This is a genomic window from Lysobacter sp. GQ73, from assembly GCF_059758755.1.
On record NZ_JCAXEE010000002.1, the window covers coordinates 228684 to 245189 of the forward strand.

13 protein-coding genes are annotated in these 16506 nt (G+C 69.9%); 2 read left to right on the top strand and 11 right to left on the bottom strand.

The window, feature by feature from the left end:
- Positions 1 to 631: 631 nt before the first annotated feature.
- The 8 genes from AC6CH2_RS05895 to AC6CH2_RS05930 form a co-directional block, all read right to left on the bottom strand.
- Complete coding sequence (locus AC6CH2_RS05895; RefSeq protein WP_498268377.1) at positions 632 to 2506, bottom strand: DUF885 domain-containing protein; 1875 nt, start codon at positions 2504 to 2506, stop codon at positions 632 to 634.
- A 165-nt stretch (positions 2507 to 2671) separates the two neighbouring features.
- On the bottom strand, positions 2672 to 3904 hold the full coding sequence (locus AC6CH2_RS05900; RefSeq protein ID WP_498268378.1) for a M24 family metallopeptidase: 1233 nt from the start codon (positions 3902 to 3904) through the stop codon (positions 2672 to 2674).
- Positions 3901 to 5487, bottom strand: a complete 1587-nt coding sequence (locus tag AC6CH2_RS05905) for an aldehyde dehydrogenase family protein (RefSeq protein WP_498268379.1) — start codon at positions 5485 to 5487, stop codon at positions 3901 to 3903. Before AC6CH2_RS05905 ends, AC6CH2_RS05900 begins: the two co-directional genes overlap by 4 nt.
- A gap of 1 nt (position 5488) precedes the next feature.
- On the bottom strand, positions 5489 to 6394 hold the full coding sequence (locus tag AC6CH2_RS05910; RefSeq protein WP_498268380.1) for a dihydrodipicolinate synthase family protein: 906 nt from the start codon (positions 6392 to 6394) through the stop codon (positions 5489 to 5491).
- On the bottom strand, positions 6391 to 7725 hold the full coding sequence (locus AC6CH2_RS05915) for an FAD-dependent oxidoreductase (RefSeq protein WP_498268381.1): 1335 nt from the start codon (positions 7723 to 7725) through the stop codon (positions 6391 to 6393). Before AC6CH2_RS05915 ends, AC6CH2_RS05910 begins: the two co-directional genes overlap by 4 nt.
- Complete coding sequence (locus tag AC6CH2_RS05920) at positions 7718 to 7966, bottom strand: 2Fe-2S iron-sulfur cluster-binding protein (RefSeq protein ID WP_435396040.1); 249 nt, start codon at positions 7964 to 7966, stop codon at positions 7718 to 7720. The genes AC6CH2_RS05915 and AC6CH2_RS05920 overlap by 8 nt, the downstream gene beginning before the upstream one ends.
- Positions 7963 to 9078: an NAD(P)/FAD-dependent oxidoreductase gene (locus AC6CH2_RS05925; RefSeq protein ID WP_498268382.1), complete on the bottom strand. Its 1116-nt coding sequence runs from the start codon at positions 9076 to 9078 to the stop codon at positions 7963 to 7965. The genes AC6CH2_RS05920 and AC6CH2_RS05925 overlap by 4 nt, the downstream gene beginning before the upstream one ends.
- A 5-nt stretch (positions 9079 to 9083) precedes the next feature.
- Entirely contained in the window at positions 9084 to 10022 is a 939-nt protein-coding gene (locus tag AC6CH2_RS05930; RefSeq protein ID WP_498268383.1) for a 4-hydroxyproline epimerase, read from the bottom strand.
- A gap of 113 nt (positions 10023 to 10135) precedes the next feature.
- Between AC6CH2_RS05930 and AC6CH2_RS05935 the strand changes: the two genes are divergently transcribed.
- Complete coding sequence (locus tag AC6CH2_RS05935; RefSeq protein WP_498268384.1) at positions 10136 to 10870, top strand: AraC family transcriptional regulator; 735 nt, start codon at positions 10136 to 10138, stop codon at positions 10868 to 10870.
- A gap of 28 nt (positions 10871 to 10898) precedes the next feature.
- Here AC6CH2_RS05935 and AC6CH2_RS05940 read toward each other — a convergent pair whose 3' ends face one another.
- Together AC6CH2_RS05940 and AC6CH2_RS05945 are read right to left on the bottom strand one after the other, a co-directional pair.
- Complete coding sequence (locus AC6CH2_RS05940) at positions 10899 to 11375, bottom strand: RidA family protein (protein ID WP_498268385.1); 477 nt, start codon at positions 11373 to 11375, stop codon at positions 10899 to 10901.
- Between the two features lie 3 nt (positions 11376 to 11378).
- Positions 11379 to 12464, bottom strand: a complete 1086-nt coding sequence (locus tag AC6CH2_RS05945) for an arginase family protein (protein ID WP_498268386.1) — start codon at positions 12462 to 12464, stop codon at positions 11379 to 11381.
- An 836-nt stretch (positions 12465 to 13300) separates the two neighbouring features.
- On the opposite strand from AC6CH2_RS05945, the gene AC6CH2_RS05950 reads away from it, so the two are divergent.
- Positions 13301 to 14722, top strand: a complete 1422-nt coding sequence (locus AC6CH2_RS05950; protein WP_498268387.1) for a carbohydrate-binding protein — start codon at positions 13301 to 13303, stop codon at positions 14720 to 14722.
- A gap of 256 nt (positions 14723 to 14978) precedes the next feature.
- Here the strand turns inward: AC6CH2_RS05950 and AC6CH2_RS05955 are convergent, their stop codons facing one another.
- The gene (locus tag AC6CH2_RS05955) at positions 14979 to 16334 is read right to left on the bottom strand and encodes a Gfo/Idh/MocA family protein (RefSeq protein ID WP_498268388.1); all 1356 of its coding nucleotides are present in this window, start codon (positions 16332 to 16334) and stop codon (positions 14979 to 14981) included.
- Positions 16335 to 16506: the final 172 nt, after the last annotated feature.

Here is a 16506-nt window from a genome sequence, read left to right on the forward strand (position 1 = left end):
CGCGCACGGCCAAAGCCAGCATCAGAACGCGGCGCAGCCGCCCCCTGTAGGAGCGGCGTAAGCCGCGACCAAGGGACGCGCTGACACACCAATGCCTATGCCACCCATCGAAACGGCGTGCTGTCGCAGGGTAGGAGCGGCGCAAGCCGCGACCGCGAACCTGCGGCTGGCGGCGCGGGCGGTCGGGGCTGCGCGGTCGCGACTTGCGTCGCTCCTACCCCAAGAGCAGATGCGACGCATCCGTCGTGCCGTCGCCCTTTCGCTTTGCCGGTCAAATGAAGACCCGGAGGGCGGCCCGCAGGGATGCGGGCCGTGCGCAAGCAGGCCATGGATGGCCTGTCTGGAGCATCCCTGCGTCGGCTTCGATCGTGCGGGCTTGTGCCCTTGCAAGAAGAAGCACTTTTCTTTGGTGACTTTCTTTTGTTGTTTGGACGAGAAAGTTACCCGCACCCTTTAGGGGGCGGAAGCTTTGCTTTTGATGTGGCTTGCGCCGCTCCTACCCGGCGATGGCTCGCCGCCTTGTTCGATGGCGACGGCCGCGCGTTCTCTGCGCGTCCCGTGGTCGCGACTCACGTCGCTCCAACAGGAGGAGCGACGTAGCCGAATCCAACAGCAGACTCCAGCGAACCGCTCAGGGCTTCGCCGCCGCGCCCGGCGCCGCAGCGGCGGTCTTCGCCCGCTGCGCCGCGGCCTTGGCGCGACTCTCCTCGATGAACCGATCCGCACGCTGCTTCAGCACCGGCAACGGCACCGACCCGAGGGCGAGAATCGCATCGTGGAAGGCACGAATGTCGAAGTCCTGGCCCAGCGCCTGCTCGGCCTTCGCGCGCGCACGCTCGATGCTCATCTGGCCGAGGTAGTAGGACAGCGCCTGGCCCGGCCAACCGATGTAGCGGTCGACTTCGGTCTGGATCTCGTGCTCGCTCAGCGCAGTGTTGTCGCGCAGGAAGGCCTGGGCCCGTTCGCGGCTCCAGCCCAGGTGATGGATGCCGGTGTCGACCACCAGCCGGCTGGCCCGCCACATCTGGTAGGTCAGGTAACCGAAGTAGTCGTATGGCGTGTCGTACAGGCCCATCTCGATGCCGAGCTTCTCCGAGTACAGGGCCCAGCCTTCGCCGTAGGCGGAGATGTAGGTGTAGCGGCGGAAATCCGGCAGGCCTTCGTGCTCGGCCGCGAGCGAGGTCTGCAGGGAATGGCCCGGCGCGGATTCGTGCAGGGTCAGCGCGGCCAGGTTGAACAGCGGGCGCGACGGCAGGTCGTAGGTGTTGACCAGGTAGACGTCGCGGCCGCCGCGGCCGGCGGTGTAGAACGGCGCCAGGTCCGGCGGCACCGGCCGGATCGCGAAGCGCTGGCGCGGCAGCAGGCCGATGTAGTTGCCGATCTGGCCGTCGACGCGCTTGGCCAGCCACGAGGCGCGCATCAACAGCTCGTCGCCGGTCTTGGGATAGAACTTCGGATCGGTGCGCAGGTAATGCAGGAATTCGGGGAAGCTGCCCTTGAAGTCGGTCTTGGCGATGGTCTGATCCATCTGCGCGCGGATTTTCGCCACTTCCTCCAGGCCGATCTTGTGGATCTGCGCCGGCGGCAGATCGAGCGTGGTGTATTCGCGGATCTTGGCCCGGTACAGCGCCTCGCCGTCGGGCATGGCCTCGGCCGCCAGGGTGGTGCGGGCCTGCTTCATGTATTCGTCCTGCATGAACGCCAGCAGCTTGCGGTACGCCGGCAGCACCTGCTCGTCGATCGCCTTGGCCGCCTCGGCGCGCAGGCGCGTCTGTTCGGCCGCCGGCATGTTGGCCGGCATCTGTTTGAACGGGGTGTAGAGCAGGTTGTCTTCGAGCTTGGCGTCGACCACTTCCTTGATCGAGGCGTCGCGGCCGGTCAGGGTCACCCGCGGCACGCTGTAGCCGCGCGCCAGGCCGGCGCGCATGTTGTCGATCTGTTCGTCGAAATAACGCGGGATGTCGCGCAACTGGCCGAGGTAGCGCCGGTAGCCCTCGGCGTCGCGGATCGGGCGGCGCGCGGTGAAGCCCAGGTTGGTCCAGAACGCGCTGTCGCTGTTGAACGGCATTTCCCAACCGCGCAGGCGCTGGTTGGCGAGCAGGCTCTGGATCTGCTGGCGGAACACCTCGTAGTTGACCGGGTCTTCGCCGCGCAGCTGGGCCTTGTCGATCGCGTCGAGCTCCTTCAGTACCTGCGCCCAATAGCGCTCGCGCTCGACCTGGGTGGCGAGGTCGACTTTCGGCAGGCGGCTCGACGCCTGGCCCTGCACGTCTTCATCGTCGCCGCCGGCGAACTGCGCCTGCCGCCACTTCCATTCGCGCGTGTACAGCGCCTTGAAACGCGCGCCGGCCTCGCTGTCGCGCGCAGTCGCGGCGGCCGCGGTGGCGGGCGGCGTCGCGGTGGCGGGCTCGGCGGCGAAGGCCGGGGCCAGACTGAGGCCGAGCAACACGGCAGCGGTCAGCGCGGCCAGAGGCGCGCGCAGCGAAACGGATCGGGTCGAAATCATCGCGGGACTCGTTCGGGGTACGGACGGATGCGGGCCATCATGCGGCAAACCGCGCGCGCCCGGATGTGCCTGAAGTGTCTGCCGCGCGGCGAAACCTTCGGAACGGGTGGCCGGGGACGCGTCGATGCCGCGCGCCGGCCGCCCATGCGAGGTCCGCCAGGCGACTCAGTCGGCGAACGGCCGGTCGATCGCCGGCGACGGCGGGGTGAACCAGGCCGCGCCGTTCTCGGTCACGTAGAAGTGATCCTCCAGGCGCACGCCGAACTGCCCGGGCACCACGATCATCGGCTCGTTCGAACAGCAGTTGCCGGGCTCCAGCCCGACCCGATTGCCGCGCACCAGGTACGGCGCCTCGTGCACGCTCATGCCGCAGCCGTGGCCGGTGCGGTGCGGCAGGCCGGGCAGCCGATAGTCCGGGCCCAGGCCGCCGCGCTCGAGCACGACGCGCGCGGCCTGGTCGACCGCTTCGCCGCTGACGCCGGGCCGTACCGCATCGAACGCAGCCAGCTGCGCGGCGCGCTCGAGTTCCCAGATCCGCGTCTGCTGCGCACCGGCGCGGCCGCAGATGTAGGTGCGGGTGATGTCGGACTGATAGCCCTGCACCGCGCAACCGGTATCGATCAACACCAGTTCGCCTTCGCGCAGGGTCTGCTCGCCGGGAATGCCGTGAGGGTACGCGGTCGCTTCGCCGAACTGGACGATGCAGAAGGTCGAACCGTTGTCGGCGCCGAAGGCGCGATGCGCCTCGTCGATGAAACGGCGCAAGGTCGCGGTGCTCACGCCCTCTTCGGCCAGGCCGGCGGCGAGCCGGTGCGCCTGCAGGGTCATCGCCGTGGCCTGCTTCATCAGCGCCAGTTCGGCCTCGGTCTTGCGCGTACGGCAGCCGTCGACGACGGCGCTCGCATCGACGACGTCGAGCGTCGGCGCCAACGCACGCAACGCGCTGAAGACGGCATACGGCGCGGCCGGATCGAGCGCGAGCCGAGTGGCGCCGCGCGCGCGCATGGTGTCGAGAACGAGCGCGCAAGGGTCTTCGTGTTCCTCCCACAGGCGCAGTTCGCCCGGGATCTTCAAGACATGCGACAAGGACCCGGACTCGAAGCCCGGACAGATCATCGCCGGGTCGCCGTCGAGGGTCAGCAGCATCGCCACCAGCCGCTCGCTCGCGCCCCAGGGCACGCCGGTGAAATAGCGCAACGAAGTGCCGGCGGTGATCAGCAGGGCCTCGCAGCGCCCGCGTCGCATCAGTGAACGCGCTCGCTCGATACGTTGCGCGTACTCGTCGGCGCCGATCGCCGGCGCGCGCTGCGGCCAGGGTTGCAGGGCGGCCCGCGCCCGCTCCAGGGTCAGGCCGCCGATCTGATTGCTGCCGATTTGGTTGCTGCCGATTTGAGTCATGACGCAGCTCCGATGTCGTCGCAGGTCCAGCGGCCGTCGACCTGGCGCGCGATACCGCCGGGATTGCGGTCGCGCAATTCGGCCGGCAACAAGTCGTCGCGAACGTGGTCGTAGCAATGCAGGGCGGCGAAGCGGCGGATCGCCGCCGGCAGCCCGACCGCGGTGAAGCCGGGGTGGCCGGTGCTCGGATAAGGACCGCCATGGTGCATGGCCGGGCTGACCGCGACGCCGGTCGGCATGCGCGCGCCGATCAGGCGGCCGACGCGCGGGCGCAGGCTGGCGGCGAGGCGGGCTTCGTCGGCGGCATCGCGTTCGCCGGCGTAGATCGTGCCGGTGAGGTTGCCTTCGAGCCCTTGCGCGATCGCCAGCGCCTGTTCGATGCCGTCGACGCGCACGAGCAGGCTGGCCGGGCCGAACGCCTCGCTCTGCAGGCGGCGGTCGGCGAGAAAGGCATCGGCGTCGACGCTGAGCAGCGCCGGTTGCACGCGATAGCCTTCGCCCTCCGCGGCGGCACCGCCAGCGACCAGTTTGGCGCCGGCGTCGCGCCACGCCGCGACGCCCTGCTGCAGATGGTCGAGTACGCCGCGCGAGAACATCACCCCGGACGGCGCCTGCGCGAACGCGGCCGCGGCCGCGGCGACGAAGGCATCGCCGTCGGCGCCGCGCGGCACCACCACGATGCCCGGATGGGTGCAGAACTGGCCGACGCCCATCGTGCACGAGGCGAAGAATTCCTGCGCCAGGGCTTCGCCGCGCTCTGCCAGTGCGCCTGCGAGCAGGAACACCGGATTGACGCTCGACAGTTCCAGATACGCCGGCACGCCGGCCGCGTCGGCCCGCGCTTTCAGCGCCAGCCCGGCATTGCGGCTGCCGGTGAAGGCGAGCGCGCCGAGCCGCGCATCGCCGGCCAGGGCCAGCCCCTGTGCGGGATCGAGGTGATACAGCACCTGCAAGGCCGCGGCCGGCAGGCCGGCCTCGACCAGGGCGCGATGAGCCAGCTCGGCCAGACGCTGGCTGGTGGCCGGGTGCGAGGGGTGCACCTTGGCGACGACCGGGTTGCGCGCGGCGATGGCCGAAGCGAAATCGCTGCCGGCCACCGCGTTGAACGCGAACGGAAAATTGTTCGGCCCGAAGATCAGCACCGGCTTGTGCAAGGGCGCGAGATGGCTGCGCAGACCGGCCGCGGTGTCGATGACCGGCTGGGTCCACGAGCGCTCGCGCACCGCGCGGGCGGCCTGGCGCAACTGCCCGGTGGTGCGCGGCAGCTCGACCTTGGCCAGACGCGGCTCGATCGGCAACGCAGTTTCCAGATGCGCGAGCGCGACCAGGTCCGGCCCGTCGTGCTCGATGCCGAGCGCATACGCCTCGAGAAACTCGGCGATGCGCTCGGGATCGGCCGCGGCCAGTTCGGCGGCGACCGCGCAGGCCGAAGCCAGCGCGGCCTCGGCGTCGGCCGCGCCGGACACCGGGAACGCCGGGCCGAACGGCGTGCCGCGGGTCGGATCGAAGGCGCGGAAGTCGCCGCCGGCATCGCGCGAGGCCTGCCAGCGTCCTTCGATCAGTACCGGTTCGCGCGCGCCCATCTCAGCGACCCGGATGCGCGGCGATCGCGCGATCGATTACCGCCAGCGCGGCCTCGCGCTCGGCGCCGACCAGGACCAGTCGCGGCGCGCGCACGTGTTCGCTGCCCAGACCGACGCGCTGCTGCACCAGCTTGATCAGCTGGACGAACTTGGGCACGGTGTCCAGGCGCAGCAGCGGCAGGAACCAGGCGTACAGGTCGGCCGCGGCGCGGGCACCGCCGTCGCGGGCGAGCTCGAACAACTGCACCGATTCCTTCGGATAGGCGTTGACCAGGCCGGCGATCCAGCCGGTCGCGCCCATCGTCACGCCCTCGACCACCGCGTCGTCCATGCCGACCAACAGGTCGAGGCGCTCGCCGAGCAGCGAGCGGATCGCGGCGAAGCGGCGCACGTCGGTGGACGATTCCTTGACCGCCTGCAGGTTCGGCAGTTCGGCGGCGAGTTCGGCGATCTGCTCGGGGACGAAATCGGTCTTGTAGGCGATCGGGTTGTTGTAGAGCATGCACGGCAGCCCGGTCGCTTCGATCACCGCGCGCACATGCGCCTTCATTTCGCGCCAGTCGCTCGAATACACGTACGGCGGCAGCACCATCAGGCCGGCGCAGCCGATCGCTTCGGCCTCGCGCGCCAGGCGCACGGCTTCGTCGGTCGACAACGCGGCGATGCCGGGGATCACCGGCGCGCGGCCGTCGAGCGCCTTGACCAGGGTGCGCAGGATCGCCAGCTTGTCCTCGAAGCTCAGCGTCGCCGCTTCGCCGAGCGAGCCCAGCGGCACGATGCCGACGCAGCCGGCATCGATCAAGGTGCGCGCGTGTTCGGCGAGGAAGGCGTGATCGATCGCGCCGTCGGCATGGAACGGGGTGGTGATCGCGGGGATGACGCCACGCCAGAACGAAGCATTGCTCATTGGACAGACCCTTTGGATTCGGTAAGGAAAGTACGATCGGAACAAGAACCGGCTGCGGCCAAGCTGGCCAGCCGGGTGGGAAAAACCGGCGGCCGCGCGGCATTCGCGCGCGTCGCCGGTACCAGCAGACCCAATTCGGCCAGCGCCGTGCCGCAGATGCGGCCCTGGCAACTGCCCATGCCGCAGCGCGTGGCGAGCTTGGCCGCACGCGCGTCGGAATACCCTTGCAGTTGCGCCAGCGGCACATCCTCGCAGCGACACACCATGGTGGCCGGCTCGGCGAGGTTGCGCACCTCGTCGCGCAGATCGAAGTAGCGCGGCAACAGTGCGGCGAAGGCGCGCGCATGACGACGGCGCGGCAGCAACGCGCGCGCAGCGTCGTCGGCGCCGGCGGCGGCGTGGCCGGCCATCGCGCCTTCGGCGCGCGCCACATCGACGCCGCCGATGCCGCAGGCTTCGCCCGCCGCGTACACGCGCTCGACGCTGGTCATCAGCCGCTCGTCGACGCGTACCCGCGGATGGCGCCCGTCGATCTCGAGCGCACAGCCCAGTTGCGCGGCGAGTTCGGTGTTCGGCACCAGGCCGTAGCCCACGGCGACCTGGTCGCAGGCGAAGCGTTCGACGCCGCGCGCGCTTTCGACCTCGACCTCGCGCACCTGCCCGTCGCCATGGACCGCGCGCACCCAGCTCGCGCGGCGATAAGCGACGCCGGCCAATCGTGTCCGTAGCGCGGCGGCCTGCAGCAACTTGCCGGGCCAGCGCCACAGTTGCGCGGCGAACGCGGTCAGCGCCGCATCCGGCGCCTGTTCGCAGATCGCCAACACCTTCGCGCCGTGCCGGCGCAGGGTCGCCGCCGACGCCAACAACAGCGGACCGCTGCCGGCGATGAGCACGCGCTTGCCTGCGATCGGCCAGCCTTGCTTGACCAACGCCTGCACCGCGCCGGCGCCGCTGACCCCGGGCAGGGTCCAGCCCGGGAACGGCAACAACAGCTCGCGCGCGCCGGTCGCAAGCACCAGCGCGCCGTATTCGATCTCACGGGCCATTCCGGCCTGTTCGATCAGCACCCGGCCCGGCGCGGTCGCGACGACCTGCGCTTGCGGCAGCCAGTGCAGGTTGCCGCGCGCGCGCATCTCCGCCACTGCGAGGCGCGCGGCGGCCGCTGCGGGGTTGCGCACGTCGTGGCGCCAGACCTGCCCGCCCGGGTTCGCCTGCAAATCGACCAGCACGACGTTGACGCCGTGGCTCGCCGCGGCGCGCGCCGCCGCCAGCCCGGCCGGGCCGGCACCGATCACCAGCACGTCTGCCAGCACGCCGCAGGGCTCAGTCATCGCGCTGCACCTGCATGCCGTCGCGCGCCACCACCACGCAAGCGCGCTGATGGGCGATCCCGTCGATACTGACCCGGCATTCGAAACACAGGCCCATGCCGCACAGCGGCGCGCGCGCCTCGCCGCTGCGCGAGCGGCGAAATCGCAGGCCGAGCTGGGCGACGGCCGCGGCGACGTTGGCTCCGGCCGGCACTTCTACCGCGATGCCGTCGACCGACAACTGCACGTTCGCACGTTTCATCGCAGCGCACGCTCCGGCGAGAAGGGCGCGGGATCGATCGCCGGCGCGCGGTCGAGCATCTGATCGAGCAACAACTGCGCCGTGCCCAGCGCGGTGGTGACGCCCAGGCCCTCGTGACCGGCCGCGACCCAGGTGCGCGGCCGGTCGGCGACGGCGCCGATGTAGGGGCGTCCGTCGGGCGTGGTCGGCCGGAACCCGGTCCATACCCGCAGCGCCTGCAACTCGCGCAGCATCGGCAGGAAGGCGAAGGCGCGTTCGAGCATGCGCCGCAGCATCGGCATCGACACCGCGCGATCGTCGACGCCGAACTCGCGCGAGGAACCGATCAGGATCTGCCCGGTCGGGCGCGGCTGCACGTTGAAGGCGACGCTGCTGTCGGCATCGCCATGGGCGCTGTCGGCATAGCCGAGTTCGAGCAATTGATGATTCACCCGCCCCGGATAACGCTCGGTGATGACCAGGTGGCCCTTGCGCGCGCGCATCGGCAACTGCGGCAACAACTCGGGCACGGCGCAACCCGTCGCGACCAGGACCGGGCCGGTCAGTTCGCTGCCGTCGTCGAGGCGCGCACCCTTGGCGCTCAGCGCCACCACGCGGCGCCCCAGGAAACTCGCCGCGCCGGCCTGCAGCGCGCGCTCGAACAGGTGCTGGGCGACGCGCGGCGGATACACCACCGCCTCGTCGGCGACCAACATCCCGCCGCACAGGCCCGGTGCCAGGCCGGGTTCGAGCCGATACAGCTCGTCCGCGCCGATCCGCCGCGCGCCGACGCCGGCCGCGGCCAGACGCGCGATCTTAGCGGCGACGCCGTCGAATTCGCCCGCTTCGCGGGCCACCCACAAGGTGCCGCAGCGGCTGAATTCGGCCGCGGGCAAATCGGCGAAGCGCTCCCACAAGGCCAGCGAATAGCGCGACAAGGCCAGTTCGGCCGGGTCGTCGTCCATCGCCACCAGATGCCCCATCGCCGCCGCCGTCGCGCCGCCGCCGACCGGGCCGGGCTCGACCACCGCGACCCGCAGCCCCTCGTGCGCGGCACGCTCGGCGCAGGCGCTGCCGACGATGCCGGCGCCGATCACGATCAGATCGTAGCTGTGGCCGGGGGTGGCGCTCATGCCGGTCACTTCGCCGCGACGCCCCAGGCGAAGGGGTCGGTTTCGTCGATCAGCAACTGCGCGCGCGCGGTGATGTGGGCGCTGCCGGTAATGGTCGGCAGGACGCCGCGCGGGCCCGGGCGATAGCGGCCTTCGAACACGCTGCCGAGCACGCTCTCCTGGCGCCACACGGCGTCCGCGGCGAGCTTGCCGTCGGCGGCGAGGCAGGCGAGCTTGGCGCTGGTGCCGGTGCCGCAGGGGGAACGGTCGTAGGCCAGACCCGGGCACAGAACGAAGTTGCGCGCGTCGACGCCGGGCGTGGCCGACGGCGTTTCCAGCTCGATGTGATCGATCGGCGCACCGTCGGCGCCGCTGATGCCGGCCGCCTCCAGCGCATGCCGGATCGCTTCGGCGAAATCGCTGAGTTCGCGCCGGTGCACCAGCGAGATCACCCGCGCGACACGGGCGATGAAGAACCAATTGCCGCCCCAGGCGACGTCGCCGACGATTTCGCCGTGGCCCGGAACCTGCACGCGCACGCCGGCCAGATGGCGCCAGCTTTCGACGTTGTCGACCGAGACCCGGCCATCCTCGTGCAGCTCCGCGCCGACCGTGCCGACCGGGGTTTCGATGCGGTGCCGGCCCGGCTGCAGCCGGCCCAGGTGCTGCAGAGTGCGCACCAGGCCGATGGTGCCGTGGCCGCACATGCCGAGATAGCCGACGTTGTTGAAGAAGATCACCCCGGCGCAAGCGTCCGGCTCGCTCGCCGGCAACAGCAGCGCGCCGACCACCGTGTCGGAACCGCGCGGCTCGCAGGCGATGGCCTGGCGCCAATGGTCGAATTCGGCACGGAAGCGCTCGCGCCGCTCGGCCAGGCTGCCGGCCCCCAGATCGGGGAAGCCGGCGACCACGACGCGGGTCGGTTCGCCGCCGGTGTGCGAGTCGATGATGTCTAGGCTGTGCATGCCGCCATGCTCGCGTCGGCAGCCCGGCGCGTCTAGGAATCCTTGCCGGGCATGGATGCGGAATTCGGCATAATCGGGCTATCGTTGCCGGACCGTCCCCGATCGGCCCCGTCATGCCCGTACAGATTCCCGCCGACCTCATGCAGACGTTGTGCGACGCTCTGCCGGACGTGGTGTTCTTCGCCAAGGACGCTTCCGGCCGCTACAGCCACGCCAACCTGACGCTGGTGCGCCGGCTCGGTCTGAAGCGGCGCGAGGACGTGATCGGCCGCGACGTCACCGAGCTGTTCCCGGCCCGCCTCGGCGGACGCTATGCGATCCAGGACCGGCGCGTGCTCGACGGCGAGACCATCGAGAACCAGCTCGAAGTGCATTTGTTCCCCAACCGGCAACCGGGCTGGTGCCTGACCGGCAAACGCCCGCTGCCGCTCGCCGACGGCCATATCGGCCTGGTCGGCCTGTCGCGCGATCTCGGCGCTCCCGACGGTCATCACCCGACCTACGAACGCCTGCGCCGGGTCACCGAACACATGCAGGCGAACTTCGCCGGCGCGCTACGCGTGACCGCCTTGGCCGAACTGGCCAAGCTGTCGGTCGCGCAACTCGAGCGCCATTTCCAGCGCGTGTTCCAGCTGACTCCGCAGCAGGCCCTGACCAAGATTCGCATCGAAGCGGCGATGCGACTGCTGCGCGACGACGCCAGCATCGCCGAGGTCGGCCAGTCCTGCGGCTTCTCCGATCAAAGCGCGTTCGCGCGCCAGTTCAAGGCGACCGTGGGTATGGCGCCGCGCGAGTATCGCGCCCTGCAGCGCAGCGGCCGTTGGAGCGCCGGCGGCGAAGAGGCCTGACGGGGACACGATCGACCCCGGCGCGCGCTCAGGCCAGCGCGATCGCTTCGATCTCGATGCGCCAGGCTTCGTCGTAGATGCCGGTCACGACCACGCTGACCACCGGATCGGCGCGGCCGGCGAGCCGGCGCCGGCGAATCTCGCGTTCGCGCTTGCGGTCGCCGGCGCGGGCGAGGAATACGGTCAGCTTCGCCAGGTGGCGCAGGTCCATGTCGGCCGCGCGCAGCTGCGTTTCCAGGTTGGCCCAGGCCAAGCCGCACTGCGCAGAAAAATCTCGCGGCGCTTCGCCCTGCGCGTCGACCGGGATCTGGCCGCTGACGAACAGCAGCCGCGTCCCCGTGGTCAGCGTATGCGCAGCCGAGGCCGCGGCGGATTCGGCGCCCGGCGCAGTCGACGAACCGGCCGGGTCGTCGGCGGCGGTGCCGCGCCTGGACTTCGCTGCGGCAGGGCCCGACAGCAAGGCCACCGCCGCCGCGCTGCCGAGCAGGAAGCCGCGGCGTTGCATCGGTCAGCGCCCCGGTGCCGGCGATGTCGCGGCCGCATCGCCTTGCCGCGGCCAGCGGCCGCTGTCTTCGAAGGCGCCGACGACGGCATCGGCCAGACGCGAGGCCAGGCGGCCGTCGGGGTCGAGGTCGGGGTCGAAGATCGTCAGTTCCATGCCGACCGCGTCCGGGCTGGCGAGCAGCGGCGCGAGCAAGGCGCGCAGTTGCGCGAAGTCGAGGCCATCGGGGTTCGGCGAGTCGACCGCCGGCATCACCTCCGCGGCGAGCACGTCGGCATCGACGTGAATCCAGTAACCCTCGACCGGCCTCGCCTCCAGCCGTGCGCGCGCCTCCCGGCCGGCGCGGCCGGCGCCGAGGCGGCGGATCGCTTCGGCGTCGATGGCGTGGATGCCGGACCGCTCGAAGCTTTCGACCTCGTAATCCACGCGATCCTGGTCGGCGACCACCAGGCCGAGGTGGACGACGTCGTCGGTCCGAAAGTACGGCGACTGTCCGCGCAGGTCGGACAGCGCCGCCGGGCCGTGTCCGGTCGCCAGGCCGAGGTCGAGCCCGGCCGCGGTCAGCAGCCCGCGATAACGGCGACGGTCGCGGATGAAGGAAAAGTCGTCGTGGCCGTCGACGAAGGCCAGGCCGTAGCGCCCGCGTTGCTTCAGGGCCAGGCCGGCGCCGAGCAGGACGCTGCAATCGCCGCCGAGCACCAGCGCGAACCGGTCCTGCGCGAGCAGCGGCGTCAGCCGGTCGGCCAGGCTCTGGCTGTAGTCGCGCAGGGCGGCGCCGTTGCGAAAGCCGATCGCAAGATCGGGCGCGGACGAATAAGGCGGCGCGTCGACGCGGCCGCCGTCGTGGGCGCGCAGGCGCTGCAGCAGCCCGGTCGCGCGCAGGGCGTCGGGCAGCTTGCGCACGCCCGGTTCGACCCCCGGCGCCGGAGGGCGCAGGCCCAGGTTGCTGGGCGCATCGATCACGACGAGAGCGGCGGGGACGGCGGGGTTAGGCATGACGGTGGCGGGCGTCGCGGCGGGCGGCCCTGCGCAGGCTGGAATCCACGACAGCATCGCGGCGCCGAGCAAGGCACGACCGATCGCGAGACGCATGCACATAACCTCCAAATATGTTTTTAGAGGTTAGGCTCGTCCTCCACAACCTGTCAACATTGTTTTATCGGTTACGGACGAACGGTGCCGCGACGCGCTTCATGGCGATGGCCTTGGCGCTGCGACTCATCGCTCCCGACAGGGCGTGCCGCGGGCGGCGACCGCGTTGCCGCGAGACCAGCGAGCGCGCCGTCCGGTTCGCGGCGACGTCGGCGTTCGTGACGGCCAAAGTGCCGGCGCAAATGTGCTTTCTGCTCACCGAGCAGACCGGCGCTCGAGCGAAGCCGCAATCTGCAGCCGCCGTCTCACTCCGCCGTATATCTCATGCGTGACGGCGGTCTCTTCTCCGCCGCGACCGAGCTGCGCTCCTGGGGTGCAGCGCAGCAAATCGGCATCGAAGTTCGTCGTCGTTTGCGGCACTTCGCCACCACAACGACGCCCTTGTCCGGTCGCTTGACAGCGCTGTCAATCGGCGCAGGCTGAGGACCCATAGCGGCCCCGTTGCCCGCCGAATGAACGGCAGGCGGCAGAGGGTAACGAGGAGGGACCACCCTCCCGCGCCAGGCTTGACCCATTCAAGAGGGGGACCAGGTTTCGCTCCGCACGGAGCGGACCGGCATCACTTCGCAACGGAGGCAGTCGACCCGCAGCCCATCCCTTGAATCAATGCCGACCTACCGACCGCAAGCCGGAAGGCGGCCGCCGTGCGCACGCCCGCAACGCATCGCCCACGGCGACAGAGCCATCACGCGTGGTCCACGCCTGTACCGACGCCCGCGCTTGCGAGTGGAACGGCCGCGTGCGCCGCGCTTCAATCCATCACGAGAGGACAGCTCATGAGATCCGCGACCCAATGCATCGCATTGCTGATGATTTTCCTGCTTTCCGGCAGCGCCTTCGCGCAGAACTGGCGGCTGGTGTGGAGCGACGAGTTCAACGGGACCATCGGGCCCGACTGGGTGTTCGAAACCGGCAACGGCAGCAACGGCTGGGGAAACAACGAACTGGAGTATTACCGGCGCGAGAACGCGACGATCGAGAACAACGCCCTGACGATCACTGCCAAGCGCGAGGACTTCGGCGGCTATCGCTATACCTCGGCGCGCATGAAAACCCAAGACCGCCGCACATTCAAGTACGGCCGCATCGAGGCACGCATGAAGCTGCCCTCCTTCAAGGGCGCCTGGCCGGCGTTCTGGATGCTGGGCGCCAACCTGCCGCAGGCCGGGTGGCCGGCGTCCGGCGAGATCGACGTGATGGAGCACGTCAACGACGAGAACAAAACCTACGGCACCATCCACTGGAGCGACCACAACGGCACCTACGCGCAGTACGGCGGCAACACCGCCATGACCGTGCAGGACTGGCACGTCTATGCCGTCGAGTGGGACGCCAACGCGATCCGCTGGTACGTCGACGGCAACAAATTCCACGAGGCCAACATCCAGGGCGGCGTCAACGGGACCGAGGAGTTCCACAAGGACTTCTTCCTGCTGCTGAACTTCGCCATCGGCGGCAACTGGCCGGGCTTCACCGTCGACGAGACGCGCCTGCCGGCGAAGATGCAGGTCGATTACGTCCGCGTGTACTCGGCCGACGGCGCGAATCCCGGCGTCGCATCGGTGTACCAGCATTGCGACTTCGGCGGCTGGGCCGTGGCGCTGCCCGAAGGCCGTTACACCGCCGCGCAATTGCAGGCCCGCGGCGTCGGCAACGACCAGATCTCTTCGCTGCGCGCCAGCCCGGGCTACCAGGTCACGCTGTATCAGGACGACAACTTCGCAGGCGCGAGCCTGACCAAGAGCGCGGACGCTGCCTGCCTGGCCAGCGATGGCTTCAACGATCGCGCCTCGTCGTTGGTGGTGGCGCGGTTCTCGCAAGCCTGGTCGCTGACCCTCGAGGCGGAGAGCTTCGGCGCGCAGCAGGGCGTGCAGACCGAGGCATGCTCGGAAGGCGGCCAGAACGTCAGCTGGATCGACCAGGGCGACTGGATGGCTCACAACGGCATCACCTTCCCCGCCACCGGCACCTATCGCGTCGAGTACCGGGTGGCGAGCCCCGGCGGCGGCGCACTGTCGCTCGACCTCAATGCGGGCGGCATCGTGCTCGGCACCGTTCAGGTGCCCGCGACGGGCGGCTGGCAGAACTGGACCACGGTCTCGCACACCGTGAACGTCGGCGCGGGCACCTACAACCTCGGCGTCTATGCGGCGCAGGGCGGCTGGAACATCAACTGGCTCCGGATCACGCGCCTGTAGCCGGCGGCCGCTTCGGCGGCGCCCGTCCCGGGTCCGTTGCCGCGGAGCGCTGCCCGAGGGCAGCGCTCCGGAACCCCGGCGGGTGGCGGCGTGGTCGCGGCACACGCTACGCGACAGGTGAGTGCGCGGTCGCGGCTCGCGCCGTTCCTACCTCGACGCCGGCCCCCTGGGGACGGCGCGAAGGTAACGAGGTCGTGCATCGCTAAGCCACCCGCCGGATGATTGGCAAGCGGCTATCGCATGGCGGTCTCAGGCCTCAGTAGCGATCGTTCAGGGCGAAGATCGGCTTGCGGTTCTTCCACTTGCCTTCGGTGAAGTCGGGGAACTCCAGGGTCTTGTACTCGGCGATGGACTGCTCCGACAGCGGCGTGATCGCACTCCAGGCGACCGCGTCGTAGATGTCGATCGGCATCGGCGCATCGGCCTTGAGCGCTTCGACGAAGGCGTGAACGACGAAGTAATCCATGCCGCCGTGGCCGGCGCCGGCCGCGGTGTCGGCGAATCGCCGCCACAGCGGGTGGTCGTATTTCTCAAGCCAGGCGTCGGCCTTGTCCCACTCGTGCGGCTTGCTCTTGCCTTCGATGTGGATCGAGTCGTTGATGTCCATCCACAGGCCGTCGGTGCCCTGCACGCGGAAGCCGAGCGAGTACGGGCGCGGCAGCGAGGTATCGTGCTGGAGCAGGATGGTTTCGCCGTTCTCGCAGGCGATCTGGGTGGTGACGAGGTCGCCGAGCTTGAACTTGACCTTAGCGTTCGGGTGGTCCGGGCCGGCCTGCTTGACGATGTAGTCGTGCAGGCCGCGCGCCTTGCTCGAGAACGAGCTGAGGTAGGTGAAGCGATTGCCGCGGTGGATGTTGGCGATCATCGCGCAGGGACCGATGCCGTGGCTCGGGTACAGCTCGCCGTCGCGCTGCACCGAGTGTTCGGTGCGCCAGCGCGCTTCCGACCAGCCCTTGGCGCCGAACTCGACGCCGCCGCCGGTGGCGCGCTCGGGGTTGCCGCTGTTGAACTTCACCGCGCGCAGGTCGTGCTGGTAGCCGCCCTGCAGGTGCACGATCTCGCCGAACAGCCCCTGCCGGACCATGTTCAGCACCGCCAGCACATCGCGGCGATAGCACACGTTCTCCAGCAGCATGTAGGGCGTGCCGGTCTTCTGCTGGGTGCGCAGCACCTGCCAATGGTCGTCGAGGGTAATGCCGGCGACCACTTCGCAGGCCACCGCGATGCGCGCCTGCATCGCCGCGATCGCCATCGGCGCGTGCAGTTCCCAGGGCGTGGCGATGACCACGCCGTCGAGGCCGCCCTTCTCCAGCATCTTGCGATAGGCGTCGTTGTCGCCGCCTTCGCCGTAAGTCGCCGGCTTCGGCCGCCCGGCCTTCTCGATCATCTTCAGCGCGCGGCCCAGCATGATCGGTTCGATGTCGCACAGCGCGACCACCTCGACATCGTCGCGGCGCACCAGTTCCTTCAGCAGCACCTGGCCGCGCATGCCGGTGCCGATCAGGCCCAGGCGCAGCTTCGAGCGTTTGCGCGCAAACGCCGGCGTGAACGCGCTGCTGGCCAGTACGGTGCCGGCGGTCGCGGAGGTGGCGAGGAAGTCGCGTCGGTTCATGCGGGGAGGTCTCGGGTAAGGGGGGGAGAAGTGAGAAGTGAGGAGTGAGAAGTGAGGAGTGAGGAGCCAGCAACTAGGACCTAGGAACTAGGAACGAGTCGAGAGCACTGAGACAACGACGATGTCGCCCGCCGCCGCTTCACTGCTCACTACTCACAACTCACTTCTCACT